The organism is Spirosoma arcticum, from assembly GCF_054779955.1.
In genome coordinates this window covers 169,662-195,228 of record NZ_BAAGXG010000007.1, presented here as the reverse complement: position 1 = coordinate 195,228, position 25,567 = coordinate 169,662, and the positions used below count along the sequence as shown (strand labels likewise).

Here is a 25,567-nt window from a genome sequence, read left to right as displayed (position 1 = left end):
TTTGACCCTCACCGACCAACTTACCGATATTCTGCGCAGCCTTGGGGGATTCGGCCCTGAAGTGTGGCTATCGGCGTCTTTCTGCGGATTGCTGCTGGCCGAACTGCTGTTGCTGCGGTCAGACCGGCGTCAGGCCCGGCGGTTTCTGGCTGGCATGAGCATACTCGCGGTAGTGGTGGCGGGCATCTGGGCGGTACTGATGCCGGTCCGAGGTTTTCTCTTTCTTCGACTGTTATTCGTTGATAATCAGGCTGTCTACTTCCAGGTAATCATCGCGTTGAGCGCGGTGTTCGTGTTGCTGTATGAAATGCTGACCCCTCACCGACCCGACGGGTCGGTGAGGGGTCAGCTACCCCTCGAATGGTACTCAATCCTCGTTGCCATGACGCTGGGGTTGTTTCTGATGACGCTGTCGGTCAATTTGCTCAGTATTTACCTCAGCATCGAACTCGTATCCATCTGCTCGTATTTGCTAACGGCCCTCTCCGCCGACCGTAAAGCGTCAGAGGGGGGCATCAAATACCTGTTGTTCGGGGCTGTGAGTTCGGCCATTATGCTCTACGGGATGTCGCTGCTCTATGGCATGACCGGCACGCTCGACCTTACCGCCGATGCGTTTGGGGTCGAACTGGCCCGGCAGGATGCGGCCGTGGCGGCTGTGGCTGTGCTGCTGACGCTGGCGGGCCTGCTCTTTAAACTTGCTGGTGTGCCGTTCCACGTCTGGACGCCCGATGCGTATGAAGCTGCGCCGGTGCCGGTGGCCGCTTTTTTCTCGGTGGCACCGAAAGCGGCTGCGGTTTTAGTGCTGATGCGGATTATTACGGCCCTGCCAATGGAAACGCCGGGAGGAGATGCACTGGCTGGTGCCGGTGCCACGGCGACCGTGCTGCAAACCCCGCTGGCCGTGCTGGCGCTGGCCGGAATTCTGATTGGGAACCTGTCAGCCCTGCGCCAAACCGATGCCAAACGGCTGCTGGCCTACTCGACAATTGCTCACGCAGGGTTTTTGCTGGTGGGCGTAGTAGCGTTGAGCGAAGCCGGATTCGAGGCTGTTCTGTTCTACGCCGGAACGTATGTGTTTATCTCGCTGGCCGCGTTTTTCCTGATCGACCTCTTAGCGCGAAGCAATGGCAGTACGCTTGCCATCAGTGAGTTTGCCGGATTGGGCGCGAAACAGCCGCTGCTGTCGGTGGCCCTGACCATCGTCATGCTCGCCCTGACGGGTCTGCCGCCAACGGTTGGTTTCACGGCGAAACTGCTCACTTTTTCGGCCCTGTACGATGCCTACCAGCGAAGTGGAGAATCGTGGCTGCTGACGCTGTTCGCGCTGGGGTTACTAAACGCCCTGATCTCGCTGGTTTATTACCTGAAAATTCCGTTCCTGCTTTTCTTCCGTCCAACTCCGTCCCGAACCGATCCGCCGGTCGCCGTTACCTTACCGAAAGCAGCGGTTTGGCTGGCGGTGGGTTTAGTAGTGCCGGTCGTTGGGCTGTTCTTAAAACCCGACTGGCTGCTCAACCTGATTGCGGGTTGGTAAGGCCGTTTCCTCAAACACGGTGCTGCCGTGCCAAAAACGCCCCGGTTTTTGTTTCTTTGCACAAAATTTAAAGAGCGAAAGAATGAATGAGCGATAGAGTAAAAACCATCCGGCCTCATTCACTCCGCTTCGGCGGTCCGATTTCGCTCATTCACTCTTTCGCCTATGAGTCCGGTCCTGGATATGACCCTCGATGAACTGTTCAGTCAGTTCGATAACCTCCGCGTCCTTATTATTGGGGATGTCATGCTCGACTCGTACGTGTGGGGTCGGGTGGAGCGCATCTCGCCCGAAGCGCCCGTTCCGGTTGTGACCGTCGACCGGCGCGAACGGCGGCTGGGCGGAGCGGGCAACGTGCTGCTCAATGTGCAGGCGCTGGGAGCCGAAGCCATTATCTGCTCCATCATCGGCACCGATGCGCCGGGCGATCTGCTCGAACAGGAACTGTGCGACCGGGGCCTGAACTGCGACGGTCTCATCCGCAGCAGCGACCGCATCACAACCATCAAAGAGCGCATCATTGCCGGTTCGCAGCAGATTGTGCGGGTCGATACGGAAACCGACAAGTACATCACCGCCGATGAGCGGGCGCAATTGGTCCAGAAAGCGAAAGAACTCATCCCCACCTGCCACGTTGTTATTTTTGAGGATTACGACAAGGGCGTTCTGAGCAAAGAAGCTATTGCTGAAATTACCGATTTCGCCAACGCCCAAAACGTGCCGACGGTGGTAGATCCCAAAAAACGCAATTTCCTGTCGTATCAGAACACAACGCTGTTCAAACCGAACCTGAAGGAACTGCGCGAGGGCCTGAAGGTGGATTTCGACGTGGATAACGCGGCTGAGTTTCAAACCGTTGTCGACCAGCTTAAGGACACGTTGAACCTGAAAGGTGCTTTGATTACCCTCTCGGAGCGCGGGGCGTTTATCGACTACAACGGCGAAACACTGAAATTGCCCGCCCACATCCGCCAAATCGCCGATGTATCGGGCGCGGGCGACACGGTCATCAGCATCGCGGCCTGCTGTGTGGCGCTGAAGCAGTCACCCGCCATCATCGCCGGGCTATCGAACCTCGGCGGGGGCTTAGTTTGCGAATCGGTCGGCGTTGTGCCCATTGACAAGGCGCAGTTGAAGCAGGAAGCCAGGGAGAATTTATGAGATAGTTTCGGAAAGCTGATTTTGGTTGCGGTCCGGTTAAATAGCCGTTGTTTTCGTGCGAGCCTAATTCGAGATCAGCTTACACTACAGAAACAGTATGTTGTGACCAGTGTACCTACAAAAGTGGTTGTATGGAAGAAGACCTACCCGTTCAAAAACCCACCAGCAATTTGGGTAGACTGTCTACCCTCCTTCGTGAACGCTGGCCTGAGTATGTGATAGAAATTCTCGTTATTGTTCTCAGTATCAGTGCTTCCTTCGCCTTAGACGAATGGAAAGATAAACAGCGTAAGCAAGAGCTGGAGCAACTTTATCTTAAAGAATTAGCACGCGACATCGAATCCGATATAAGCCAGCTAACCGAGATTATTGCTGAAACTAAACAGGTAATCTCTAAAGCGAGTGGACTAATTAATCTCAGCCGACAAGGATCACAACCCGATTATAGTCAAGTTATCAGCGACATCCGTTTCACCTTCAAACGGCCCCGCTTCGTAGCTCAGGATGCTACTTTTTCGGACTTAAAAAGCACAGGTAACATGCAGTCGCTGAGCAACTTTTCGCTAAAAAATAACCTCTTTAATTATTACAAGCAATACGAATCCATTGTTCTGATCGAAACAGCAGAGCTGGAGGTTACTAATGCACTCATCGGCCCCTACATGGTAAGAAGGCTCCCGTTAATGGGTGAAAGCAGAAAGGATCAGAAATTAATTTTGAGCGGATTGTTTAACGAGATTGAGTTTCAAAATAGTATGTTGCTACGTCAGTCTACTCGACAGGAATTGCTCCAGGAGTATAGTCAGGTTCTGACACAGGGGAAACGGATTTTAGCAGCGATTAAATCGCAACCCATCTAAACGTCCAGTCCGACTGATTTGTAGTGTTCCTGCAAATCGTTTTTCCACTCCCACACTGTCTTCGTTTTAATGCCTGATTTCTGCCTTCGTTCACCTGCTATACGCTCGGATTTCGGAAAATGACCGGTCAAAACGCCAGTAGAGGTTACCCGATCTCTACTGGCGTTTTGACTCGAAAGCATTAGTTCGATTACTATAAGCCGTAAACCCTAACCAGTCCCCAATTCCTTCACCGCATCCACAAAACAGCGGGCTTTGTCGGGGTCGGTGTCGGGGTAGATGCCGTGGCCGAGGTTGGCAATGTAATGCTGATGACCGAAAGCGTCGAACATGCGCTTGACCTCCGCCCGGATCTGGGCAAAGTCAGCGTACAGCACACACGGGTCTAAGTTGCCCTGCAATACCTTGTTCGGGATCAGCGTCCGCGATTCAGCCGGGTCCATATTCCAGTCTAAACCCACCACCGAGCAGGCCAACTGTCCAATCTCGTGCCGCGCAAAAAACGCGCCCTTCGCAAAAACCGTTACCGGCACCGGTGCGTGGCTGACTACGCCCTCCTGAATTTCGCTGCCCAGCGCGTCGCAAATCTGTTTGATGTACGGTAGCGAAAATAACCGGTACTGCTCCGGCGATAGAATTCCCGCCCACGAATCAAACAACTGCACGAGGTCGACCCCGGCGCGCACCTGCGCTTTCAGGTAGGCAATGGTACTGTCGGTGATTTGTTGCAGCAGTGTGTGGGCAAATAGGGGATCGGTGTAGAGCAGTTTTTTGGCGACCGAGAATGTTTTGGAGCCTTTGCCTTCGGTCATGTAGCAGAAGATCGTGAACGGTGCCCCGGCAAAACCGATGAGCGGCACCCGGCCAGCCAGTTCTTTTTTAGTCAGACGAATGGCGTCCAGCACGTAGCCCAGGTCGCTCTCGGCGTCGGCCACGCGCAGGCGGCTGAGGTCGGCGGTGGTGCGGACGGTTTGGGGAAACACCGGTCCGCGAGCCTCGATCATTTCGTAGGGCAGGCCCATCGCTTCGGGCACGACTAAGATGTCGGAGAAAATAATGGCAGCATCCACACCGAACGCATCGACCGGCTGAATGGTCACCTCGGCGGCTAATTCGGGCGTTTTGGCTAAGGTGATGAAACTTCCCGCCCGGTCCCGAACGGCCCGGTACTCGGCCAGTACGCGCCCGGCCTGCCGCATCATCCAGACTGGCACGCGCTCGGTCAATTCGCCCCGCGCGGTGCGGAGCAGCAAATCATTTTGTAAAATCATGGTGCAAAAGTACGCCCGAACGGTGATTGGTCGAATCTGGGAAGTTGGTGTTTTTACGTGTTTGAGTGTGTACCGGGACGCCGGACCGGTGTTTGAGTTACGCTGATGACTAATTACTCAAACACCGGTCCGGCGTCCCGGTACACACTCAAACACGTAAAAACAATAACACCTAACGAGCGAGTAGGGAATCCAAAGCCGCGTTGTATTGCCCGTATTGAGCGAGGTTTTTGTGTTTGCCGCCCACGATTGTCGTCAGCACAGCCGCTTGCTTTTGGGGAAGCACAGCCGCTAATCGCTGACCAGATGCGTAGGACACGGTTTCGTCGGCGGTGCCGTGGAATAGATGGATTGGGCAACGTACCCGACCGATGCGCTGATACGTGGGAAACCGGAATCGAAGCAGCGATTGATAGGGGTAAACGGGTGCCCGACGGTTGGCCAGATCGGCGATGCTGTAATACGGCGCTTCGAGCAACAACAGACGCGGGCGGTGCCGGGCCGCCACGTACGTTGCCAGGCCCGTTCCCAGCGAGTACCCATATAGCACAACCCGATGCTCAGGATAGGCCCGCACCACCTGTTGATACATAAATTCAGCATCGCGGTACAGACCGTCCTCGGTGAGCGGACCTTTGCTTTTGCCAAACTGCCGGTAGTCATACATCCACACGTCGTACCCGTTTCGGAGAAAGCGGTCAGCGTATTGACCCCAGCGGACCAGGTTGTCGGCGTTGCCGTGAAAATACAGCACCACCCCCCGCCTGGGAACCGAGTCGGTTTTGAAAATCAGCGTATTCAGCAAAACGCCTTTTTCCGGTCGCAAACTAATCTCCTGAAACGGCTGCCTGAACGAAAAATGAACACTGTCGGCTAACGGAACATCGTGGAAGAGAACCCACCGCTGGCCAAAATAGATGGCCGGATAACCCAGCAGATACACAGTGAACAACCCAATCACCACCACCGTGCGTTTGCGCATAGCCCCGTTCACGTCAGTCGTTGAAGCTGATGTCGCCCATAATCTGCCGCTCCATGTCGCCATAACGGTCGAGCAGAATATCGCCCAGTACGCGGTGGTATTCGTCAAATGAAGTCAGGTTGTTGTGCCCACCTTCGTAAATGACAGCCAGCTGGGTGTTCAGCGGGGCAACTTTGGCGAGCCGAATGCTCGAACTGAGCGGAATGAGCCGGTCTTTGCTGCCGTGGATGATATAAATGGGACAGCGCACGTATTTCAGCCACTGATCGGTGCGAATTTTAAAGCGCAGGATAATCGAGACGGGCAGAAACGGCAGAAAGCGGTTGGTCAGGTGCGAGAAACTGTAGTACGGTGCGTCGAGAATCAGCATTTTGGGCCGGTGATTGGAGGCTAACTTAGCCGCAAAGCCCGACCCCAGCGACCGCCCGTAGATAACGATCTGGTTTTCGGGATACTGATAGTCGAACAGCATCCGGTTAAATACGTACTCGGCATCCTGTTTGAGTGTGGCTTCGGTGCGGTTGCCCGAGCTTTTACCGAATCCCCGGTAATCAATCATAATCAGGTCGTAGCCGTGCCGCGTAAAATCACGGGCGTATTTCGACCAGCCTTTAATACTGCGCGTGTTGCCGTGAAAATACATGACCAACCCCCGCTTCACCGGCTCGCGTGCGTAAAACAGCAGGCCGTTGAGCCTGGCTCCGTCGGGCAGGTTGAAGTGGACTTCCTTAAACGGCGCGTCGTATTTGTAGACGAAATCGTCGGCCAGTTTTTCGGGCTTGAAAATGAATCGTTCCTGAATCCAGTACGCCAGCAAACAGAGCAGTACATACACGCCCACGCTCAGTAGAATGGTCTGGGTAGAAATGGCTCCCAGCAGGGTCGCCGGTATCAAGTGGTCAATAGGATTTGGGGTTTACAGCCAAAGCTACCGATTTTTTATCGTTGACCAACGCGACTCATTCAACGTGCATACGGAGTTGTGGGTCTGCCCCGCAGGGACTCAATTAGCGCTCTTTCCGCCACGGTTGCGCCTTCCCGTACGTCAGACTTCGCCAGAGCCACTCCACCGGGCCGAAGTGATAGCGGGCCAGCCACCAGTTGGAGAACGGGATTTGTAAGGCAAAGAAAGCCAGCCCCAGGCCGACGGAAGCCGTCAGACTCAGACGGCCCAATTGTCCCAGTCCATAGCCTAAGAACAGCAACACCCCAAACGCCGTGTCGGCGAGGTAGGTGGTCAGGCCCATGCGCCCCACCGCCACCAGCGACCGCAACAGCCGCGCCCGTGTTTGCCAGAACAGCAGCGTCACCCCCGCCACGTAGAATGCCGACAGGGTAGCCTGATGCACATCAAAGGCCGTAATGGCCATTACGCCCCGCCAGCCAGGCATGGGCGCAAAAATGTTGAGTCCGCCATTCAGCATAACCAGTGCCGTGGAAACCAGCGCCAGCAGCCCCGATACGGCCAGCAATTGTCGGAAAAATAGCCGGTGTTCGGGCGTGTCCACGAAGATGCGTTTTCGACCGGCCCACAGACCCAGCAGAAACAGCCCCAGCGTAATGAACAGCCGCCCGGTTATTAGCTGGAAAAACAACGTACCGACTAATCCGCCCTGGGCATTCATCTGAATCACCTCGGCGAGGGTGCCGGATTGTTTGATGCGAAACTCAGCCTCCGCGCTTTTTATGAAAGCCTCACCCCCGGCTTTTCCGGCTTCGATCTGGGCGCGGGTGGGCGGGGGCGCAAACTGTGATTGAATCCGGCCAATAATCAGGGGGGCGTTGAAAACCAGTAACAGCCCCAGAATGAGTAGTAGGCGGTTGTTCAGGTTTCGCATCAGTACCAAAAACAGTCCCAACACAGCGTAAATGCGGAGAATATCGCCGGAGTAGAACAGGCTGTGCGTGAAGCCAATGGCGAACAGAATCACCAATCGCCAGACCGTACGGCCCACGAATGGACGACCGCTATTTGCTGAGTTATCCATCTGAATGGCGAAACTCAGCCCAAACAGGAAAGAGAAAATGGTGAAGAATTTGCCGAAGGTCGTGTACCCTGCCACTTCACTCAGCGCAAAGTCGAGGGGCGAAAACAGGTTCATCGTACCCGCCGATGGGGGCGTAGGTCCGGCTAAATACTGTCCGGCGCAGTGGGCCACAATGATACCCGCCAGCGCGAAGCCGCGCAGCGAGTCAATCACCGCAATGCGGTCCAGTCCGGCTGGTACGCCGGTGCGGGTAGCAGTTGGGGATGAGAAGGACTGAGTTGTCATGTCGATCATTAAGTAGTATTCATTAATCAATTGGTCCGGCGGGTTTCGTCTTCCGAGCCTAAACGCCGTTGCCGTTCACCTTTTAGTTTTTGATTGCCAAAGGAGTACGTCAGGTTCAGCAGGGCCACGCGCGTGTCAAATGTCAGGACGCCTACCTGACGGCCACTCGGCGTGTGTACGCTTGGGCGGAAGCGATTGCTATGAAACACATCCTGTACACTGAACTTGAGCTTCAGGACCGACGAAACCGCTTTTTGCACACCCGTGTCCAATGCCCCCAACCAGGGCTGCCGCCAGATGCCGTTTACGGAAGGCGTGCTGACCCAGCCGTTAAGTTCGGCGGTCCAGCCGTGGCCCAACGTGAACGCATTGTTGCCGTTTAGCCGCCCCGCTACATTCTGAATTTGTAGAACCGTTCCTTCGTAGTCGTACTGAAAGCGGTTGTAGTAGCCCAGCACATTGGTTTGCAGTTGCCAGCCTTTTACTACCGTTATCGGCCAGCTCAACGTGAGCGTATAGCCCTGCGAATGGCCGAGATTCTCAACCGTCACGTAGGTTTTATTACCCTCCAGTGCATGGATTGTGAAAAACATCAGGTCGGTAGTGTAATTAGCTCCCAGTGAAGTGAACACACCGTTTTTCAGGCTTAATTTGCCTTCCACCGCATGGGTGAACTGCGGTTTCAGATACGCATTGCCCTGACTATAGGCAAACGGGTCGACGTAGCCCCGCGAGGGGTTCAGGTTCTGGTAGTTGGGGCGGTCGACGCGGTGACTGTACGAGAGCGTCAGTGTTTGGTTGGGCGACAGGGGCCGCGACACAAACAGGCTTGGAAACCACTTCAGGTAGTCACGCGTCACGACCTGATTCAGCGTTAAGGAATTGCCTTCCGAATGCGTGTGTTCGGCCCGCAGACCTACCTGCACGGCTGTCTCTTTCCACTTGCCCGATACGCTGACGTAGCCCGCATTGATTCGCTCAGTGTACTGGAAATGATTCGACAGAGCCGGATCAGGAATTAAAGCACCGGCTGCTCCACTACTCAGAGTCAGGTCATTGTCCGTTTTTATCGACGCGCTTTTCAGGCCCGTTTCTAATTTCCAGCCGTTCGACAGCGGGCGGTTGTAGTCGGCCTTCGCCGTGCGGATGTCGACCGTTGAGGGCTGTGTGATCAGCAAACCAGCAGCGGGTTTCGTGACGTCGCCAATCGCGATGAGCGTTTGGGTCAGCAGGCTGTTGTTGTACTCGCGGCTAAAATGGCCGATATCGAAGTCCGCCGTTAACTGGCCCTTCTTTTCGCCGAACGAATGTTGCAGATTAAGGTTGCCGATCTGATTCTGACTCAGAACGTTGTACGTCTTGTTGGTCTGCGTTTGCAGATACACCGGCCCGCCTTCGGTCCGCCGGAAAACAGCACCGGCGGGGCCACGCTCGCGGTGATCACTCCAGAAACCCGTCCAGACCAGGCCGATGGTTGTCGGTCCGCCGAGGTGGGTTTTGGACAGCGAAAAATCCAGCCCGGCTTTGGCGTTCTGGCCCAGATCGCGAAACGTAAGGTAGGTGTACTGACTAACGACGTTGCGCTGTGCCGCATCGGACGAACTGGGGTCGGGCTGGTTGCGGTCGAGTTTGAAATCCCAATAGTTGCCGCCCCGGTTCAGGCTGTAATTCCCGAATAGGTTCAATTTCGGCGTTCGGTGATTCAGTTGCAGGCTGCCCCGCTCCCGATCAAATCGCCCCGACCCACCCGCTACTGACACCGTACCGTTAGTGCCGATGTTCGCGTTTTTTTTGAGCCGGATGTTGATAATACCCGAATTGCCGGCTGCGTCGTACTTCGCCGATGGGTTCGTGATCAGTTCGATCGTCTCAATGTTATCGCTCGACATACTCCGCAGCAGCGCAATCACGTCCTGCGCCGAGAGGTAGCTTTGCTTTCCGTCAATCTGCACAATTACGCCGTCTTTGCCCCGTAGCTGGAGCCGTTCGTTCTGGTAATCGACCGTTACGCCCGGCGATTTTTCGAGCACTTCGAGCGCGGTGCTGCCGCTGCCCACAATGCTCCCCGCCACGTTGACCACCATTCGGTCGAGTTGCTGCTCCACGAATGGTTTTTTGGCCGTTACCTGCACTTCACTCAATTTACCGGCGACTTCGCTCATCGCAAGGGCCGCTATATTCACCGGATTGTTCATTACATCGAACGTGGGCGAATGCAGTTTTTGGTAGCCAACGGCCGTAGTCCGTACGAGGTACTGACCAGTCCTGACCTTCTCGAAGGTATACAGTCCCTGCTGATCGCTGGCTGTGCCTTTGGCCACGCTCGAATCGCGGGCGTTGAGCAGGGCCACAGTCGCAAACGGCAGTGGCTTGCCGGTCCCGTCGCGGATGGTTCCGGTCAGGGTGGTTTGGGCCAGTGACTGCGTGAAGGATGTGATTAAGCTTAGTGAAAGAGATAGTATTGTTTTCATTTCTGTGAAGCGTTGAAAAATTGGAGTTGAACACCACCAACTTCACTGTCTCTACCGATTTTGCGACACTACCGGCCGATTGTACAGCGGAAAGCGAGCCGGGCCGCCGAAGCGGTCGTAGAAAAGCTGGTCGTTGCCGTAGCTGGTGTAGGTTCGTTGAATTTTATTGTTGCTCACCCGCGCCATGTGGTGGAATGATAAGCGAATTGGACCACCTCGTTCGCGTCCATCGGGAGCCGACCAGGTGCCTTTCACGTAGACCCACTGTCCCCGGTTATTACCATCCAGGACGTTGACCGGTGTTATGGTTTCGAAGGTCAGGTGCTGGCTGGGAAACAGCCGTCCGTTGCGGTCCCACTGGTTAAGCAGGTCGTCGGTTCCGAGCTTGTCGTCGTAGCCCGGTCCGTAGGCCACGAAGTCCCCCGCCAACCGGTTGCGGGCCGCTTCAAACTGGCCCGTGGTGAGGTCGGTGAGGAAGCCGCTGACCAACTGGGCATTGGCTGCGTCGTCGGCCTTGTCGACTGGCAAATTTGGATGCTTACCGCCGAAGTAAGCGAGTTCGGCCGCGTTGGGCTGCTCAGCGGGCGGCACCGCCCGGAAGTCCTGCGCCTGTGCTAATGCGCTGCCCAGCGACAGAATCAGCGCGAGGAGTTGATACATTTTCATGACTATGCAGACTTAAGGTTGTTTTCTGACCGGTAATACATTGACAGCAATGAGACTATCCCGATCTGTTGACTGGGTAGCCATCACGATACGTCCGGCGGCTGGCGACTCAATTCGGAATCCCTGCGTGTGCCGGGCGGTTCGGTTACTGATCTCAAGCGTGTAAGCGCCATACGACAGGGCTGATACGTTGAACCGGCCGTAGTACGTCAGCTTCGTCACGTAATCGTCGTAAACCGTTTGCTGTGCCTCGTTCACAATCCGAATGCGCACCCCTTCAGACGACTGGTTTTCAAGCCGGATTTTGATGGCTTCTTTTCGGGCATCGGGGTAGATGAATGCCCGAATGCTAACCGGTGAGTCAGTGAGGTAATCCCGACCGGCGAAGGTCTGGGCGTAGAGCGAAGGTGAAGCCAGGGCGAAACCGGCGACCAGCACGCGGCTGACGAGGGTACGCGGGAGCGGAATTGAGTAGATCGTATTCATGACGTGGATAGAAAAAGTGCATTGGTTGATTAGTCGTTGAAAATTCACTCCTGGTAAACTAATCCCTGTTTGTTGCTCTGGAAGCCAACCGAAAAGAACACAGGTGATAACCAGGCAAACCGAACGGCCTGTCCTTCATCGGTTGACGATCACAAACGTAGCGGACCAAAGTGTGGGCTAAAAAAGGGGTGAGGTGAGTGGTATGAAATTTCGCGTGAGCCGTCGAAATTCTGAGTGGAGCGTGTGAACGGTCAGGGGAGGTGCGCACCCATAAATGACCACTCCCTCAAAAGAAGGAGTTGTTCAGCCCAGGCGGGGGGGCGATGTCACTGTTTATCAGTACCTTGTCTATCATTCACCGTCCCATGCGCCCGCTTCTACTCTTGACTCTACTGCTGAATTGGTTAGTTGCCGTTGGGCAGCAAAAGGCGCTGGTGTTGCCCGATAAACTGCCAACTGCCGGGATGAATATCGGAGCGTATGCGGAGTTTTACCAGGATGTGTCAGGCGATACGCTGTCGGCTGCCGCTGTTCTGACAAAATCATTCCGGCCGTTTTTAACGCAATCGACCAATCAGTTCAAAAATCAATATATGAGATTGAACTGGCTCCGCTTTACGCTTCAAAATAACAGCCTGATGGATTCAGTGAACTTGTGGCTTCATGTGGGACGTCACAATTTAATCCGCTTCTATTCAGTCGATTCAGTGAATCATCTCACCTTGCTGACCACCACGGGGGCGAGTATTGCGGCTAAACTCATCGCATCTGATGCCCCCAGTCGGATGGCGGTGTCAATCGGACTTAGGCCTGGGCAACGGCAGATCTATTTGCTCAGTGTGTCTACTTTTCAGAGTCCCGATTCGGTACAAACCATCCTATATACCCGGCAATCCTACAAAGCCTTTTTAACTGATTTGCACCAGCAGCAGCTACCAGCACTTGCGTTTTACGTTGGCCTGATTGCCTGTCTAGTATTCATGGGCCTGTTTGCCATGGCGCAATATGTAACAAACCAGGATGTTATCTACGCCTGGTATTCGCTGTACGTGCTGGCTGTCTGTTTCCACTTTCTTCGCGTACCTGAAGCGTTTTTTCAACTCGACTGGTGGTTACCCAATCATCCGCTGCTACGCATGGCACTACTGCCCATCGTTCAGTACATCGCCCTGTTTTTCTATACCTTATTTTTCGGTACGCTCTTAGAGCTATCGCGCTATCAACCCCGACTTTGGCGATGGTATCGCTATCAGTTGATCGTTTTGGCCGCCTTATCTGTCCTGGCAATGGTCATCTATCTGATTTGGGGAGGTGGTACCCTGCTAAGTATCTATTTCAGTCGTTCATCGGGTATCGTTGTCATGCTGTTGGTGGGGAACGAACTACGATTGGCCGCTTTGGCGCTTCGAGGCCGCCATTTGTTGCAGGGCTACGCATTCGCGGGTTTAGTCCTGATGGTAAGCGGAGGCACGCTTATGTTTCTGCTAAATCGCTTCGACGTACCGCGCACGAATATATTCCTGCAAATGCCTTCGCTTTTTTTTGGATCGGGTACGTTACTCGAAGTTCTCTGCTTTTCGCTGGCGCTGGGTCGGCGAACACACCTGATAGAAATAGAAAAGAAACAGATACAACAGCGCTACGCCCATGACCTGGAAGCCCAACTGGCCCAGCGCACTCAGGAGGTTCTGGCGAAAAGCCGCCTGCTGGAAGCCCGGCACATCCGTCAGCTCGAAACCGAGTTTGAGCAGAAATTAGCCGATACCGAAATGACGGCCCTGCGTGCCCAGATGAACCCCCACTTTATCTTCAACTGCCTCAATTCCATCAAGCTCTACACCCTTCAGAACGACGCCGATAAAGCCTCCGACTACCTCACCAAGTTCGGTCGCCTGATCCGGCTCGTGCTGGAAAACTCGCGTTCCGAACTGGTGCCGCTGCAAAATGAACTGGAAGCGCTGCAACTCTACATCGAACTGGAAGCCATGCGCTTCAAACAGAAGGTGCAGTTCGCCATCCACGTTTCGCCCGACATCGACCAACGGTATTTGTGCATTCCGCCCCTGTTGTTGCAGCCCTACGTGGAAAACGCCATTTGGCACGGGCTAATGCACAAGTCCGAAGGGGGCACGGTAACGGTGGAGGTCAGCCAGCCCCAAGACAATCTGCTGCACATCGAAATCACCGATGACGGGGTGGGCCGGGAGCGGGCAGGCGAGCTGAAGAGCAAGTCGGCGGGCAAGCACAAATCGTTCGGAATGCAGGTAACGGCCGACCGTATACGCATGATCAACCAGTTGTACAACGTCCAGACGCAGGCTCAGGTCGTGGATTTGGTCGACAGTTTCGGCGAGCCATGCGGCACGCGCGTAATTTTAGACATACCAGTATGAAAGCGTGTTTCTCTCAACAATTACAAGTCAAGCCCAACTGTTCAAAGCTGCACCAGCAAATCGACCAATTCCTGGGGCTGTGAAAAGAACGGCGAATGACTGGTGGGCAATGTAGCGATTTTCTGCGTTGGCACGTTCTTAGCCATCTGGGCCTTATTAAAGTCTTTCGCCTGCGTACAGAGAATGTAGAATTTGGGAATAGCCCCATACACCTCGTCGGTCAACTGCACGGGCGTAGCAAAAGGGGCAATAGGTTGTTTGCCGATGTTCGCTCGGGCAAACGCTACGTCCTCCGTCGGGCAGTCGTGGTACAGAAACGGCACTGCCTTGTCGAAGTCCACTACAATAACTGGCCCCTGTACCGAATGCGTATCGCTAAATTTTGGAACACCGGGCGTAGCCACGTCGTACTGACCAGCCAGATCAAAGAGTGACTGCCCGTTTTTGGGTAGAAACGCGTCTAAGTAAACCAGTTTCGAGACTTTGCCCGCCCCTAACTGCTGTGCCGCCGATGAGATGAACATTCCGCCCGACGAATGGCCTACCAGTATCACGGGGCCGGTCTGGGCATTGGCCGTTTCTACGATCTTTTTGGTGTAATCGGCCAGCGTGATCGTTTCGGGGGGTGTTTTGTCGGCACCGTGGCTGGGCAGATCGAGGGCCACTACGGTATGTCCTTTGGCCTGTAGTAACGGCACAATTTTTTTCCAGGCCCAGGCTCCGTGCCAGCCACCGTGAACAAGAATAAACGTAGATGATTTCATAGGCGTACCGTTTGTTAGCATCCAGCCGAGCAGCAGGAGAATCAGAAGCGAATGCCGTCTCATGGATTTTATCTGATTTTGGTTCCAGGCAAAATTACAGGAGACAGCCGGTCAGATGGTGGTAAAAAAACGACATTAACTCTATTTTGCTATGTTGTTGAAAGACTTTGAACCCTCTCCGGCCGTTAGGGGCCTTGTTCAGTGCTACCGAATCGCAGACCTGGATTTTACGGGTATAGATACCGTGCCGGTCAAGGTATATCCGCCCAAGCCAGAAAATTGCCTGCATTTTATTCTGGAAGGACACTACCAGATAGCCTATCCCGATAGTGGGTCAGCTACGTACTGCAAGGCTGTATTTGTAGGGCAACATCAGCGTCCCTTCTATCGGTTAACAGGACAGCGACTACGGTCTTTTCAAATCGTTTTTGAACCAGGCGGGGTGTTTCAACTGCTGAGAATACCCGCACAGGAACTTTGTGAGCAACACATAGATGCAGACCTGATCTTTTCCGGCACTGTTCACCACGTTACCGAGCAACTACAGGCATCTCAAACACCTGACGAACTGATTGCCATCGCTGAAGAGTACGTAGCAAGCTTGCTACGCAAAGCCCGGCAGAACGATTTAATTTATAATACGCTAATTTCACTTATCCGAAAACAGCCTGCTCAAAAAGTAGATGCGTTAGCTAATCAGACTTCGTTAAGTATCAGACAATTTGAGCGCGTTTTTTTGCATAGGACGGGCATGAACCCCAAGACCTATCTGCGACTCGTCCGGTTTCATCAAGCCTATAACACCCGCAATCGTTTTCCCCAACTCGACTGGCTGAGTATTGCTTTGACCTGCAATTACCACGATTACCAACATCTGGTCCGGGATTATAAAGCCTTCACGGGTATGGGTCCCAACGATTTTCACTCGCTGGAGAAACACTCGCCCGAGTGCCTGTTAGGTCTGGCCAATGATCTCTACAAGAGCCGGGATCCTCAACTTTTTTCAGGTAACAAACAGGGTTATGCGTATTGATTGTAACGTTTGTGTAGTACGTTCCTGGCAGTGGGGCGATGAGCTGCCGTTACCGCGACGAAGAGGAAACTTACCCCCAGATTCACAACTACCTGAATGGTCAGCAGACCCATATTATGGAGTACGTGCCAGCCGCGTTGGAGGGGCGTAACCAGCGGCCTGAGCGTTTCGAGACTAAGAAACAGAAACAGCGACCCAATAAGAATTCAGGGTTGTACATCGGTGAGTTGTTGCGCGTTCATGAGTGGAAAGGGTTTAGCCGTTCGGCTATTTCAGGGTATCCGTTAACTTGTTTAACAGGGTAGGCAAACAAGCGGTAAGGACTTTTCCATCAAAATGACCACCTTCATATTCTGTATATTGATAGTTTATCCCCTGCTTCTTTAGCGCGTCGATAAATAACTGGTGCTGCGGAATAATGAAGTCGAATTCGTCCTGTTTGCCTACGGCCATATAAATGAAAACGGGGGATGAAGCAGGCACCGATTTTACCAATCGAAAGACGTTTGACCCGGTGGCTACCGGCGAGTTTGCTTCCCCAAACGAAACCCTGACGCTGTTTTTGATAAAATTCAGCGGAGATTTGGGTGTTAACGGAACGTCGTAGAAAGGTGCATTGATTGGGCCACTCATATCGGCAATGAATGTAAACCGTTCGGGGTGTTTAAGGCCGATTTGCAAGGCACCAAAGGCACCCATCGAAAAACCACCTATAGCCTGGCGCGTTGAATTAGTTCTGTATTTTTTATCAATGTAGTCGAACAATTCAAGGGTCATAAAATCCTCGTACCGATTCGCCGGATTAGTCGCTGAATTGACGTACCAACTGGTGTCGGCACTCGGTGTAACGATAATCAAAGGCTTGTCTTTTAGCTCGGCGATTAAATTGGATTTTAAGAACGATCCATTGTTTCCCGACCACCGATGCAGCAGGTAAAAGACCGGATAGGATTTGGTCGCATCGTAGTTTGCGGGAAGAATAATGGTGGTAGCTACCTTTCGTTTAAGAATAGTCGAATAAATAGAGTCAGTGGAAACCGATTGGCTAACCGAAACAGGTGAACTGTTGGCTTGGCCGAATAATGATGGCAAGGCAATGCCGATTAGGATGAGACTAAGAAGTAAGGTTTTCATTGGGTTTATGGTTTGGTCCCGGACAAAGCGTTTCGTCTCGGGACCAGTTTTTTAAGAACACTCATCCCTTCAGGCCGTATTTATTCATGATGGGCTGCCGCTGCTCATCAAACATGGTGATGCCATACTGAGCATTCAACTTGTCCATCTTCTGGGTGGCTTCTTTCGACGTAACCGGAACACTCCGCTTCATCAGGTCAGGGATTAGTTTGACGAACATCTCTTCCAGAAAATTGTCAAAATCCTGGTTGAAAAACATGTCGATAAAGCGGGCCGGTTTATCGGTTGCATTCCAAAATGTATGGACAATGCCGTGGGGACGCAGATGCCAGCCGCCTGCTTCGACCTGATACACCTTCTCACCGACCAGTATGCTGATCGTACCTTCCTGCACGAACATAAGTTCATCCAGGTCTTTGTGCAGGTGAGGGGCTGGTCCCATCAGTTTGGGGCTCATAATTCCCTCCATGCAGGAGAATTGCCCATTGGTTTGGCTGCTGCGAACGGGTATTCTGGAGCCAAAGCCGTTAGGGCCTACCTGTATGGGTGCTGGTGGCGTGTAAAAAGGTTTCAAGGGACCTCTGTCAGTACCGGTAAATACGGGTAGCCAGGATTGCACCGACGAAAGTGATGGCGCGTCTATGCCAGCCAATAAGCCAGCCGCCAGGAAATTTCTGCGTTCCATATCGATTAATGGGTTTATGTGGTGCTTACTTAGTTTACCTCTATCCGTTTACCAGTTTCGTAATACTGGGCCGTAAGGGCCGAAATTTTCCACGCTTCGCCCTGTTTTTCCAGTATGATAAAATCCTGGCTGTGTTCATTGGTGGTGCTGTCTAAGCTATTACCCGTCATGAAAGCCACGTTGCCATGCACCCGAACGCGGAGGTCAGACGTTTTGAAGCTGCCTGCCGGGGCGGCTGATGGGTGGCTCTGCATATAGCCACCGACCATTTTCTTTATATTTTCGATGCCGTGCGCCAGAATGACCTGACGGTCGGCCGTCGAAACCTGGAAGTATGAATCCGGCGAACTCACGAAATAGCTGACGAAGGCGTTCAGGTCGCGCTTGTCGAAAGCGGCCCGTGAGTCGTCGAACGTTTTGCGAATGGCCGAAGCCGCACCGGCGGACCGGTCGGACCGCTTTTCATCCCGGTCCCCCGGTGCGGTTCTGGCCGACTGAGCGCGGACGGTGGTTGTCAGGAGCGCGGTAGCTGAGAGGACAAGAACAATGAATAGCGTTTTCATGGATGTATTGGGTTTGTGTCGTTTGTTAGTCGTTAAGAGCCAGAGCAGCAGTAAAAGACTGTCCCAAACGTACCCGACCGGCGAGACTTCTGAAAAAAGGGCAGGACGAGTGGTATGAAATTTCGCGTGAGCCGTCGAAAATCTGAGTAGAGCGGGTGAACGGTCGGGGGCTGTGCGCCCGTTGTACAGGTTGCTTTATTCAATTATCGTAAACGGCACGACCATGGCGTATTTGGCATTCACCAATCGGCCAGACTGCCTGCCTGGTATCCATTTCGGCATACTGTTGATCAGGCGCACGGTCTCCTCAGCGGTGCCACGCCCCGGACTTTTCAAAACTTCCACTTGCTCAATGCTACCGTCGTCGGTCACAATAAAGGTGACGTGCACATCTCCCTGAGTCTTCTTTTTTAAGGCTTTTTCGGGGTAACGCAGGTTCTGACGGATAAAGCTATCCAATTCCGAACGACCACCGGGAAACGCCGGAGGCACTTCGCAAACGGTGAAAATTGCACCATTTAGAGTCGAACCAGTCGTCTGGGCGTGTGCCATCAGTGCCAGGTTAAGCGCGAGTGCGGTCAGAATGATAGTCTTTTTCATAGTCAGTCGCGTTTTGATCGTCTCCGCTTGCTGATGCTGAAAACCGGATAGCGACTGGAGCGACGAAGCCTGTTGGGAGACGGGTGACTAGGTGAACAGGCCGGGTTAGTTGCAGTCGGTAATCGTGTAGGTTGCCACATAAGGGTTTGTGCCGTCCAGTGCCGTAAGGGTGAATTCGGTGAGGTAGCCTTTGGCGTTGGTTTTCTGCGCGGTTATTTTGTCAGACCCCTGTAGGGTCAGTTTACCATCAGGGCTAGTCGAATAGTATTCGACTACAGTGCCAACCCCGCCCTCGGCAATGGCCCAAGGTGTTCCGTCCGGGATGAGGTACGGCAACCCCTGTTTGGTCAGAAACTGCTCGGGTGACTTCACGCTCCCTACGGGTTTTACCACCGTTTGGGCCAATACATCCCCCGATTCGCTCGTAATACGCTCTTCCGTCCGCACTCCGTCGGCATTGTACGTATAGTTCCGGGCATACTGTAACTTCCCGCCCACTTCAACCGTGTAGCGGGTTAGCCGCCCACTGGCATCGTAACTCAGGTTGTTTAGCCCCGTTGGACTGTTGGGGCCACTGAAGCTGGCCCGCGTAATGCGCCCGTCCGTGAAGGTGTAGGTTTCATCGGAGTTGGGTTTGCCGTCGATCGTATAAACGGTTTTGGTTAACAGACCGGACCCATCGTAGCTGAAGGTGCTAACCTGCACAACGGGTGTCTGGCCATTATAGATCTCACGGGTCAGGGTGGCGACCCGGCCCTGGGCGTTGTAGGTTACTTTGCCCACCTGGCCACCTTCGGTGAGCTTGCAGAGATCGGGCGCGGGTTCATCGGTATCTTGCTGGCAGGACAGAGTCATCAGCCCGGTTAAACAGAACAGCAGAATCGTTTTCATGGTGTTTGGTGTAGTTTGTTGGATAAATTTTTCCGCCTGCGCACTCCTGAGATGCGCTGACCGTCTTCAAAAACGTACGATTGATCAGCGTTGCCCCACGCCGGACGGACTGGCGTAGAGAGCGATGCCGAGGTCGTAGAAAAGCTGGTCGTTGCCGTAGCTGGTGTAAGCCTGCTGAATTCGATTGTTGCTGACCCGTGCCAGGTGGTGGAACGGTATGCGAATTGGTTTGCCCTGTCCGTGTCCATCGGGTGCCGACCAGACACCTTTCACGTAGACCCACTGCCCCCGGTTATCGCCAGCCCCGACGTTGACCGGGGTTATGGTTTCGAAGGTTAGTTGCTGATTGGCAAACAGCCGTCCGTTGCGGTCCCACTGATTGAGCAGGTCGTCGGTTTTGAACTTGTCGTTGTAGCCGGGTCCGTGGGCAACGAAGCCCTCGGCCAACCGGTTGCGGGCCGCTTCGAGCTGGCTGTTGATGAGGTCGTTCAGGAAACCGGAGACCAGCGCAATAGCTTCCTGATCCGATTGTATTTCGGGAATTGCATTCGGATGTTTGCCACCGAAGTAAATGAGTTCGGCTGCGTTGGGTTGTTCAGCGGGCGGCACCGCCCGGAAGTCCTGCGTTAAGGCAACGCCACTGCGTAGCAACAGGACCGATGTGAGGAAGAAGAGAGTTTTCATTGGATTTTGGATTGACTACTTGTTGGTTTAAAACGGCCTCATTTCGGCAATGACCCTGGGGCTGCTCTGTGACTGCAACCGCGCTACCCGGCCATAGAAATAGGTTAACCACCGGGCTAATTCCTTTGGGTTGGCAGGACGTGGAAAGTGGCTGGCCCATTGCTGAACCGTTTCAGGCGCCGTGGCTATGACATCATCGATTTCGGTTTCTACGAACGTGTCCAGGGCTACCAACTGCCCGTTGAGCCACACAAACCAACGGTTGTGGGTTTGGCAGGCTGCTTTACTGCTTTACGGGTATGAGGCAACGCTAACTCGAGGGTCTGCCTCGCGCCGTACTGAGCGGATAGTTCGAGTAGTTGCCCGTCGCCCCCCCCCAATCAGTTCTTCAAAAATGACGGACTGGGTGTCGCCGTTTTTCCGTAAGATCTCGTAGGGGGCAAACGTGCGAACACGATTGGTTGTCGAGTCGGTATATCGGAATCGATGTAGCTCGTAGGGCTGATAGACCCGCCACTTACCCGCCATCCGAAACAGCAGCGCGTTGGCCTGGGACTGGTAGCACAATTCGCCGGTAAGCCGGATGCTGGTCACGAGGGTAAGTTCCCCTTTGTGCCAGACGAGTTGGGCCTTTGCCGGGCCACTCAGGGCCATGAGCAAAAGCAGGGTGATTGTTGCTAAACATTCATGGTATGGATAGTTATTGATGATTTCTTAGTCGCAGCCGACCCCGTTTTGGACAACACTGGCATGGATACCCGGTTACCGGTTGAGTACTCCAAACGTACCGTGCTGGTAAGAGTCCTGAAAAAGGGGCAGTATGAGTGGTATGGAATTTCGCGTGAGCTGTCGAAATGTTGAGTGGAGCGGGTGAACGGTCAGGGGGATAGCTCACTCAATAAAACGACCATTCACTCAAAAGAATAGACTGTTCAGCCGGGACAGGATAAATGATGCACCTGTTTATCAGTACCTTGTCTATTATTTTACGACGGTATGCGCCCGCTCCTTTTTTTGACTTTGCTACTGAATTGGGCTATTGCTTTCGGGCAGGAGAAGGGATTGGTGTTGACGGGCAAACTGCCTGAACCGGCGGCCCGGCAGTCCGACAGCCGAATGACCGGCGATTCATCAGGAACATACCGCCCACAGAGCAAGATTCAAGCGCAAACCCGTATCCGTAAATACCAGTCCGATAATCGGATGCAGATGCCCAAACGCACCCAGGCCACTCTGCCGGTTATGGTGTTTTTTAGTGCCGCACTGGGGGCTTTGCTGTTCATCAGTCTGTTTACGTTCGCGCAATACCTGCTCAATCGAGACGCACCGTATGGCTGGTACGCACTTTATTTACTGATAACCGCCATCTGGCTGTGGCAGTCAACCCGTGTCTGGTTCGGTGGTGCTCTACAGCCACCCGATCCGACGGTTTTAACTACTTACATGCTGCTATTGAAGTATGGCATGATCGTGTCGTACATCCGTTTTATAGGCCATCTTCTCGAAGTGTCCCAGCAACAGCCTCGTCTAGACCGCTGGACGCGTTACTTTGTCCGGTTCTTTACCTTATCCGTGCTGGTTTTACTGGCCGAACTGTTCATCGGGCCGTCGCCCGGAATGCCGTATCACCGGCCCACCAGTTTTACTTACGTCTCCATCGGAATTGACGTCCTCACCTACGCAGGTCTTCTGCTCCTCATTATCGGTATGCTCCGTAACAGGCATCCCCTGATTCGCTACGTGCTGATCGGTTTTGGCTTAATATTGAGCGGAGCTATGAGCGCGACTTTCCTGAAATATACCGGCCTCCCAGCCACAGACCAGTTAGTTCGTATGCCCATGTTTTACGTAACTATGACTATACTGCTCGAAATCCTGTGTTTCTCGCTGGCATTAGGGCGACGTTTTCAGCTAAACAAAGAAGAAAAAATTCAGACGCAGCAGCAGTTAATTCACCAATTGGAAGAAAACCAGCGGCTTCAGCAAACCCATACTGTCGAACTGGAACGCCAATTAAACCAGCGCACCCGGGAAATTCAGGAACAGAGCCGCCTGCTGGAAGCCCAGCACATCCGCCAGCTCGAAACTGAGTTCGAGCAGAAACTGGCCGACACCGAGATGACTGCCCTCCGCGCCCAGATGAATCCCCACTTCATCTTCAACTGCCTCAACTCCATCAAACTCTACACCCTCGATAACGATGCTGACCGAGCCTCCGACTACCTCACCAAGTTCAGCCGCCTGATTCGCTTAGTGCTGGAAAACTCCCGCTCGGAGTTGGTGCCGCTGCAAAACGAGTTGGAAGCCCTCCAACTCTACATCGAACTGGAAGCCATGCGCTTCAAACAGAAGGTGCAGTTCTCTATTGACGTTTCACCCGACATCGACCAGCGGTACCTGTGCATTCCGCCCCTGCTGTTGCAGCCGTACGTCGAAAACGCCATCTGGCACGGGCTGATGCACAAACCCGAAGGCGGTACGGTAACGGTGGAGGTCAGTCAGCCGAAAGACAATCTGCTGCACATTGAAATCACCGACGACGGGGTAGGGCGGGAGCGGGCGAAGGAGTTGAAGAGCAAGTCGGCGGGTACCCACAAGTCGTTCGGGATGCAGGTAACGGCCGACCGTATACGTATGATCAACCAGTTGTACAACATCCAGACCCAGGCTGAGGTGATGGATTTGGTGGATAGTTTCGGGGAGCCTTGTGGTACACGGGTAGTTCTGGAAATACCCGTATGAAAGCGCTACAATATCATCGGTTGTTATTCATCGGCCTATTGTGGCTGCTTGGTCCGATGGTGTGGGGGCAGTCTCCGCTCTCGCCGATTAACCAGATCCCGGCAGCTACGCTGGATTTTTTTAGTGCCGCACTGGGGGCTTTGCTGTTCATCAGTCTGTTTACGTTCGCCCAATACCTGCTCAATCGAGACGCACCGTATGGTTGGTACGCGGCCTATCTGACCGCAACATCGGTCTGGCTGTGGCAAGCAATCAGTTCATGGTTCAACGTCGTTCCACGCTTACCCGATCATGCTATTTCGCTTACGTTCATGTTGATACTGGGCTATGGCATGATGGTATCATACATCCGCTTTTTAAGCTACCTGCTTGAAGTACCCCGGCAATACCCTCGGTTAGAGCGTTGGTTTCGCCACTTTTTCGGCTACTTAGCTATATCCATGCTGACTTCCCTGGCCGGTCTATTTGTTTGGAATTCTATGCTTGTGTACATAATTACCGATCTCTTTAGCTATGTCTGGATGTTAATTATTATGATCCAACTAGTGCGTCTTAGCCATCCATTGAAGCGTTATGTTCTGGCCGGGACGATACTGTTATTAAGTGGCGCTATTACATCAGCCCTGCTCAATTTTACTGGCGTTGCCTCAAATGACCGATTAAGTCACATGCCATACTTTTACGTGGCAGTTGGCATATTACTCGAAATTCTGTGTTTTTCGTTGGCCCTCGGGCGACGCTTTCAGCTAAATAAAGAAGAGAAAATTTGGGTGCAGCAACAGTTGATCAAACAGTTGGAAGAGAATCAGCAGCTGCAACAAACCCATACCGTTGAACTGGAGCGCCAACTGAGCCAGCGGGAGACCGAAGTGCTAACCAAAGCGCATCAGCTCGAAGAGCAGCGCATCAGCCAGCTTCGCTCGGGTTTCGAGCGTCGGACCGCCGAGTGCGAAATGGCTGGACTACGTAGTCAGATGAATCCGCACTTCATCTTCAACTGCCTCAACTCGATCAAGCTTTATGCCACCGAAAACGATTCAGAAAAGGCATCGGAGTACCTGACTAAGTTCTCGCGACTGATTCGCATGGTACTGGAAAATTCCCGCTCTGAGCGCGTGACGCTCCGAAACGAGTTGGATATGCTGCAACTCTACGCCGATATGGAGATCATGCGCTTCAAGCAGAAATTGTCGTTTTGCGTATATGTCGAACCCAGTATTGATGCGGGCTTTGTAGAGATACCACCCCTGCTGTTGCAACCCTACGTGGAGAACGCGATCTGGCACGGGCTGATGCACAAATCCGAGGGTGGTACCGTTCACGTGCGGGTTACCCAACCGCACGAAAACCTGCTTCAACTGATCATCAGCGACGACGGTGTTGGTCGGGCCAGAGCCGCCGAGCTAAAGAGTAAATCGGCCAGCCACCGCAAGTCGTTCGGCCTGAGAATGACCTCCGAACGAATTGCCTTAGTCAACCAGTTGTATCAAACCGACACGCAGGTAACGATTGAAGACTTAGTTGACGCCGACGGGCAGCCCGCCGGAACGGAAGTTGTCTTGCAGATACCGATATGAAAGCGATCATAATAGACGACGAACCCGACAATGTCCGGCTACTGGCCCTGCAACTGGCGAGGCATTGCCCGCAGGTCGAACTCGTTGGCCAGTTTACCGATAGTATCGAAGGCCTGAAAGCGATTCAGCAACTGCATCCGTCGCTGGTGTTTTTAGACATCGAGATGCCGCTGATGAATGGGTTTCAACTGCTGGAAAAAGTTGGTGAGATAACGTTCCATATCGTGTTCGTGACGGCCTACGACCAGTATGCCGTGCGGGCGTTCCGGTTCAGCGCATTAGACTACCTGCTCAAACCCATTGACACCGTTGACCTGATTGCCACCATCCGACGCGCCGAAACCACCGCCCGTGTCAATCCTCAGCAGTTGGAACTGATGCGTCAGTATTATCCCCCGGCTGGATGGCCCGCTGGTCCGACACTTGGTGGTCCGGCGGCAATAAAAGGATTGAATAACCCAAGCCGCATTGCGCTCCCGCACGCCAGCGGGATGGTGTTCGTGGATACGAAACAGATTGTTTATTGCGAAGCCGACAGCAACTACACCCGGTTTCATCTCGAAAATGGCGAAGTGTACATGGTCTCAAAAACGCTTGGTGACGTGCAGGATGTGCTCGAAACCCACGATTTCGTGCGGGTTCATCGGCAGTTTATGGTTAATCTAAATCACATTCAGAAATTAGTGAAGGGCGAAGGCACGTATCTGCTCCTGACCAATGGCGTCAGTATCCCCGTGGCCCGCCAGCAGAAGGACCGGTTGATGGAGCGATTTGGGTGGATTTAAACAGGAAGT

The 25,567-nt window shown here is 53.5% G+C and carries 24 protein-coding genes; 8 read left to right on the top strand and 16 right to left on the bottom strand.

The annotated features are described in order from the left end of the window. Position 1: 1 nt before the first annotated feature. The 3 genes from ACYVHB_RS17575 to ACYVHB_RS17565 all read left to right on the top strand — a co-directional run bounded on the left by ACYVHB_RS17575 (position 2) and on the right by ACYVHB_RS17565 (position 3,558). A complete protein-coding gene (locus tag ACYVHB_RS17575) occupies positions 2 to 1,537 on the top strand; it encodes an NADH-quinone oxidoreductase subunit N (protein WP_461053077.1) in 1,536 nt (511 codons plus the stop codon). A gap of 165 nt (positions 1,538 to 1,702) precedes the next feature. Beyond that, on the top strand, positions 1,703 to 2,698 hold the full coding sequence (locus ACYVHB_RS17570) for a bifunctional heptose 7-phosphate kinase/heptose 1-phosphate adenyltransferase (RefSeq protein ID WP_461053076.1): 996 nt from the start codon (positions 1,703 to 1,705) through the stop codon (positions 2,696 to 2,698). 131 nt (positions 2,699 to 2,829) lie between these two features. After that, positions 2,830 to 3,558, top strand: coding sequence for a hypothetical protein (locus ACYVHB_RS17565; protein ID WP_461053075.1), 729 nt, complete (start codon positions 2,830 to 2,832; stop codon positions 3,556 to 3,558). 209 nt (positions 3,559 to 3,767) lie between these two features. Here ACYVHB_RS17565 and hemE read toward each other — a convergent pair whose 3' ends face one another. The 7 genes from hemE to ACYVHB_RS17530 all read right to left on the bottom strand — a co-directional run bounded on the left by hemE (position 3,768) and on the right by ACYVHB_RS17530 (position 11,707). After that, positions 3,768 to 4,829, bottom strand: a complete 1,062-nt coding sequence (gene hemE / locus ACYVHB_RS17560; RefSeq protein ID WP_461053074.1) for a uroporphyrinogen decarboxylase — start codon at positions 4,827 to 4,829, stop codon at positions 3,768 to 3,770. Positions 4,830 to 5,001: 172 nt separating this feature from the next. Beyond that, entirely contained in the window at positions 5,002 to 5,811 is an 810-nt protein-coding gene (locus tag ACYVHB_RS17555; protein WP_461053073.1) for an alpha/beta hydrolase, read from the bottom strand. 13 nt (positions 5,812 to 5,824) lie between these two features. Continuing rightward, on the bottom strand, positions 5,825 to 6,706 hold the full coding sequence (locus ACYVHB_RS17550; protein WP_461053072.1) for an alpha/beta hydrolase: 882 nt from the start codon (positions 6,704 to 6,706) through the stop codon (positions 5,825 to 5,827). A gap of 112 nt (positions 6,707 to 6,818) precedes the next feature. Further along, the gene (locus ACYVHB_RS17545; RefSeq protein WP_461053071.1) at positions 6,819 to 8,084 is read right to left on the bottom strand and encodes a DUF418 domain-containing protein; all 1,266 of its coding nucleotides are present in this window, start codon (positions 8,082 to 8,084) and stop codon (positions 6,819 to 6,821) included. Between the two features lie 26 nt (positions 8,085 to 8,110). Next, positions 8,111 to 10,555, bottom strand: a complete 2,445-nt coding sequence (locus ACYVHB_RS17540; protein WP_461053070.1) for an outer membrane beta-barrel protein — start codon at positions 10,553 to 10,555, stop codon at positions 8,111 to 8,113. Between the two features lie 51 nt (positions 10,556 to 10,606). Continuing rightward, positions 10,607 to 11,215, bottom strand: a complete 609-nt coding sequence (locus ACYVHB_RS17535) for a nuclear transport factor 2 family protein (protein WP_461053069.1) — start codon at positions 11,213 to 11,215, stop codon at positions 10,607 to 10,609. Positions 11,216 to 11,233: 18 nt separating this feature from the next. After that, positions 11,234 to 11,707 (bottom strand): hypothetical protein, encoded by a 474-nt coding sequence (locus ACYVHB_RS17530; protein ID WP_461053068.1) that lies wholly within the window; start codon positions 11,705 to 11,707, stop codon positions 11,234 to 11,236. A 365-nt stretch (positions 11,708 to 12,072) separates the two neighbouring features. Between ACYVHB_RS17530 and ACYVHB_RS17525 the strand changes: the two genes are divergently transcribed. Then, positions 12,073 to 14,100 (top strand): histidine kinase, encoded by a 2,028-nt coding sequence (locus ACYVHB_RS17525; protein ID WP_461053067.1) that lies wholly within the window; start codon positions 12,073 to 12,075, stop codon positions 14,098 to 14,100. Between the two features lie 41 nt (positions 14,101 to 14,141). On the opposite strand, the gene ACYVHB_RS17520 is transcribed toward ACYVHB_RS17525, so the two are convergent. Next, positions 14,142 to 14,927, bottom strand: coding sequence for an alpha/beta fold hydrolase (locus ACYVHB_RS17520; RefSeq protein WP_461053066.1), 786 nt, complete (start codon positions 14,925 to 14,927; stop codon positions 14,142 to 14,144). Between the two features lie 88 nt (positions 14,928 to 15,015). Here ACYVHB_RS17520 and ACYVHB_RS17515 point away from each other — a divergent pair, with 88 nt between their 5' ends. Beyond that, on the top strand, positions 15,016 to 15,897 hold the full coding sequence (locus tag ACYVHB_RS17515) for a helix-turn-helix domain-containing protein (protein WP_461053065.1): 882 nt from the start codon (positions 15,016 to 15,018) through the stop codon (positions 15,895 to 15,897). A gap of 267 nt (positions 15,898 to 16,164) precedes the next feature. Here the strand turns inward: ACYVHB_RS17515 and ACYVHB_RS17510 are convergent, their stop codons facing one another. The 8 genes from ACYVHB_RS17510 to ACYVHB_RS17475 all read right to left on the bottom strand — a co-directional run bounded on the left by ACYVHB_RS17510 (position 16,165) and on the right by ACYVHB_RS17475 (position 21,108). Continuing rightward, complete coding sequence (locus tag ACYVHB_RS17510) at positions 16,165 to 17,031, bottom strand: alpha/beta hydrolase (RefSeq protein WP_461053064.1); 867 nt, start codon at positions 17,029 to 17,031, stop codon at positions 16,165 to 16,167. 61 nt (positions 17,032 to 17,092) lie between these two features. Continuing rightward, the gene (locus ACYVHB_RS17505) at positions 17,093 to 17,716 is read right to left on the bottom strand and encodes a cupin domain-containing protein (RefSeq protein ID WP_461053063.1); all 624 of its coding nucleotides are present in this window, start codon (positions 17,714 to 17,716) and stop codon (positions 17,093 to 17,095) included. 29 nt (positions 17,717 to 17,745) lie between these two features. Next, the gene (locus tag ACYVHB_RS17500; RefSeq protein WP_461053062.1) at positions 17,746 to 18,279 is read right to left on the bottom strand and encodes a YybH family protein; all 534 of its coding nucleotides are present in this window, start codon (positions 18,277 to 18,279) and stop codon (positions 17,746 to 17,748) included. Positions 18,280 to 18,474: 195 nt separating this feature from the next. Continuing rightward, positions 18,475 to 18,879: an energy transducer TonB gene (locus ACYVHB_RS17495; RefSeq protein ID WP_461053061.1), complete on the bottom strand. Its 405-nt coding sequence runs from the start codon at positions 18,877 to 18,879 to the stop codon at positions 18,475 to 18,477. A gap of 105 nt (positions 18,880 to 18,984) precedes the next feature. Continuing rightward, a complete protein-coding gene (locus tag ACYVHB_RS17490) occupies positions 18,985 to 19,770 on the bottom strand; it encodes a hypothetical protein (RefSeq protein ID WP_461053060.1) in 786 nt (261 codons plus the stop codon). A gap of 84 nt (positions 19,771 to 19,854) precedes the next feature. Beyond that, positions 19,855 to 20,454: a hypothetical protein gene (locus ACYVHB_RS17485; RefSeq protein ID WP_461053059.1), complete on the bottom strand. Its 600-nt coding sequence runs from the start codon at positions 20,452 to 20,454 to the stop codon at positions 19,855 to 19,857. 27 nt (positions 20,455 to 20,481) lie between these two features. Beyond that, on the bottom strand, positions 20,482 to 20,706 hold the full coding sequence (locus tag ACYVHB_RS17480; RefSeq protein WP_461053058.1) for a hypothetical protein: 225 nt from the start codon (positions 20,704 to 20,706) through the stop codon (positions 20,482 to 20,484). A gap of 39 nt (positions 20,707 to 20,745) precedes the next feature. Beyond that, positions 20,746 to 21,108, bottom strand: a complete 363-nt coding sequence (locus tag ACYVHB_RS17475) for a hypothetical protein (RefSeq protein ID WP_461053057.1) — start codon at positions 21,106 to 21,108, stop codon at positions 20,746 to 20,748. A 342-nt stretch (positions 21,109 to 21,450) separates the two neighbouring features. On the opposite strand from ACYVHB_RS17475, the gene ACYVHB_RS17470 reads away from it, so the two are divergent. Genes ACYVHB_RS17470 through ACYVHB_RS17460 form a run of 3 tightly spaced genes read left to right on the top strand, consistent with a single transcriptional unit; the run spans position 21,451 to position 25,558 of the window. Next, complete coding sequence (locus tag ACYVHB_RS17470) at positions 21,451 to 23,196, top strand: histidine kinase (protein WP_461053056.1); 1,746 nt, start codon at positions 21,451 to 21,453, stop codon at positions 23,194 to 23,196. After that, positions 23,193 to 24,773: a histidine kinase gene (locus tag ACYVHB_RS17465; RefSeq protein ID WP_461053055.1), complete on the top strand. Its 1,581-nt coding sequence runs from the start codon at positions 23,193 to 23,195 to the stop codon at positions 24,771 to 24,773. The genes ACYVHB_RS17470 and ACYVHB_RS17465 overlap by 4 nt, the downstream gene beginning before the upstream one ends. Further along, on the top strand, positions 24,770 to 25,558 hold the full coding sequence (locus ACYVHB_RS17460; RefSeq protein WP_461053054.1) for a LytR/AlgR family response regulator transcription factor: 789 nt from the start codon (positions 24,770 to 24,772) through the stop codon (positions 25,556 to 25,558). Before ACYVHB_RS17465 ends, ACYVHB_RS17460 begins: the two co-directional genes overlap by 4 nt. Positions 25,559 to 25,567 lie beyond the last annotated feature (9 nt).

What these genes read in the sequence shown, in the direction of transcription:
- ACYVHB_RS17570 (WP_461053076.1), top strand. Translation starts at nt 1,703, where the DNA reads ATGAGTCCGGTCCTGGATATGACCCTCGATGAACTGTTCAGTCAGTTC.
- ACYVHB_RS17565 (WP_461053075.1), top strand. Translation starts at nt 2,830, where the DNA reads ATGGAAGAAGACCTACCCGTTCAAAAACCCACCAGCAATTTGGGTAGA.
- hemE (WP_461053074.1), bottom strand. Translation starts at nt 4,829, where the DNA reads ATGATTTTACAAAATGATTTGCTGCTCCGCACCGCGCGGGGCGAATTG.
- ACYVHB_RS17555 (WP_461053073.1), bottom strand. Translation starts at nt 5,811, where the DNA reads ATGCGCAAACGCACGGTGGTGGTGATTGGGTTGTTCACTGTGTATCTG.
- ACYVHB_RS17545 (WP_461053071.1), bottom strand. Translation starts at nt 8,084, where the DNA reads ATGACAACTCAGTCCTTCTCATCCCCAACTGCTACCCGCACCGGCGTA.
- ACYVHB_RS17540 (WP_461053070.1), bottom strand. Translation starts at nt 10,555, where the DNA reads ATGAAAACAATACTATCTCTTTCACTAAGCTTAATCACATCCTTCACG.
- ACYVHB_RS17535 (WP_461053069.1), bottom strand. Translation starts at nt 11,215, where the DNA reads ATGTATCAACTCCTCGCGCTGATTCTGTCGCTGGGCAGCGCATTAGCA.
- ACYVHB_RS17530 (WP_461053068.1), bottom strand. Translation starts at nt 11,707, where the DNA reads ATGAATACGATCTACTCAATTCCGCTCCCGCGTACCCTCGTCAGCCGC.
- ACYVHB_RS17525 (WP_461053067.1), top strand. Translation starts at nt 12,073, where the DNA reads ATGCGCCCGCTTCTACTCTTGACTCTACTGCTGAATTGGTTAGTTGCC.
- ACYVHB_RS17520 (WP_461053066.1), bottom strand. Translation starts at nt 14,927, where the DNA reads ATGAGACGGCATTCGCTTCTGATTCTCCTGCTGCTCGGCTGGATGCTA.
- ACYVHB_RS17515 (WP_461053065.1), top strand. Translation starts at nt 15,016, where the DNA reads ATGTTGTTGAAAGACTTTGAACCCTCTCCGGCCGTTAGGGGCCTTGTT.
- ACYVHB_RS17510 (WP_461053064.1), bottom strand. Translation starts at nt 17,031, where the DNA reads ATGAAAACCTTACTTCTTAGTCTCATCCTAATCGGCATTGCCTTGCCA.
- ACYVHB_RS17505 (WP_461053063.1), bottom strand. Translation starts at nt 17,716, where the DNA reads ATGGAACGCAGAAATTTCCTGGCGGCTGGCTTATTGGCTGGCATAGAC.
- ACYVHB_RS17500 (WP_461053062.1), bottom strand. Translation starts at nt 18,279, where the DNA reads ATGAAAACGCTATTCATTGTTCTTGTCCTCTCAGCTACCGCGCTCCTG.
- ACYVHB_RS17495 (WP_461053061.1), bottom strand. Translation starts at nt 18,879, where the DNA reads ATGAAAAAGACTATCATTCTGACCGCACTCGCGCTTAACCTGGCACTG.
- ACYVHB_RS17490 (WP_461053060.1), bottom strand. Translation starts at nt 19,770, where the DNA reads ATGAAAACGATTCTGCTGTTCTGTTTAACCGGGCTGATGACTCTGTCC.
- ACYVHB_RS17485 (WP_461053059.1), bottom strand. Translation starts at nt 20,454, where the DNA reads ATGAAAACTCTCTTCTTCCTCACATCGGTCCTGTTGCTACGCAGTGGC.
- ACYVHB_RS17475 (WP_461053057.1), bottom strand. Translation starts at nt 21,108, where the DNA reads ATGGCCCTGAGTGGCCCGGCAAAGGCCCAACTCGTCTGGCACAAAGGG.
- ACYVHB_RS17470 (WP_461053056.1), top strand. Translation starts at nt 21,451, where the DNA reads ATGCGCCCGCTCCTTTTTTTGACTTTGCTACTGAATTGGGCTATTGCT.
- ACYVHB_RS17465 (WP_461053055.1), top strand. Translation starts at nt 23,193, where the DNA reads ATGAAAGCGCTACAATATCATCGGTTGTTATTCATCGGCCTATTGTGG.
- ACYVHB_RS17460 (WP_461053054.1), top strand. Translation starts at nt 24,770, where the DNA reads ATGAAAGCGATCATAATAGACGACGAACCCGACAATGTCCGGCTACTG.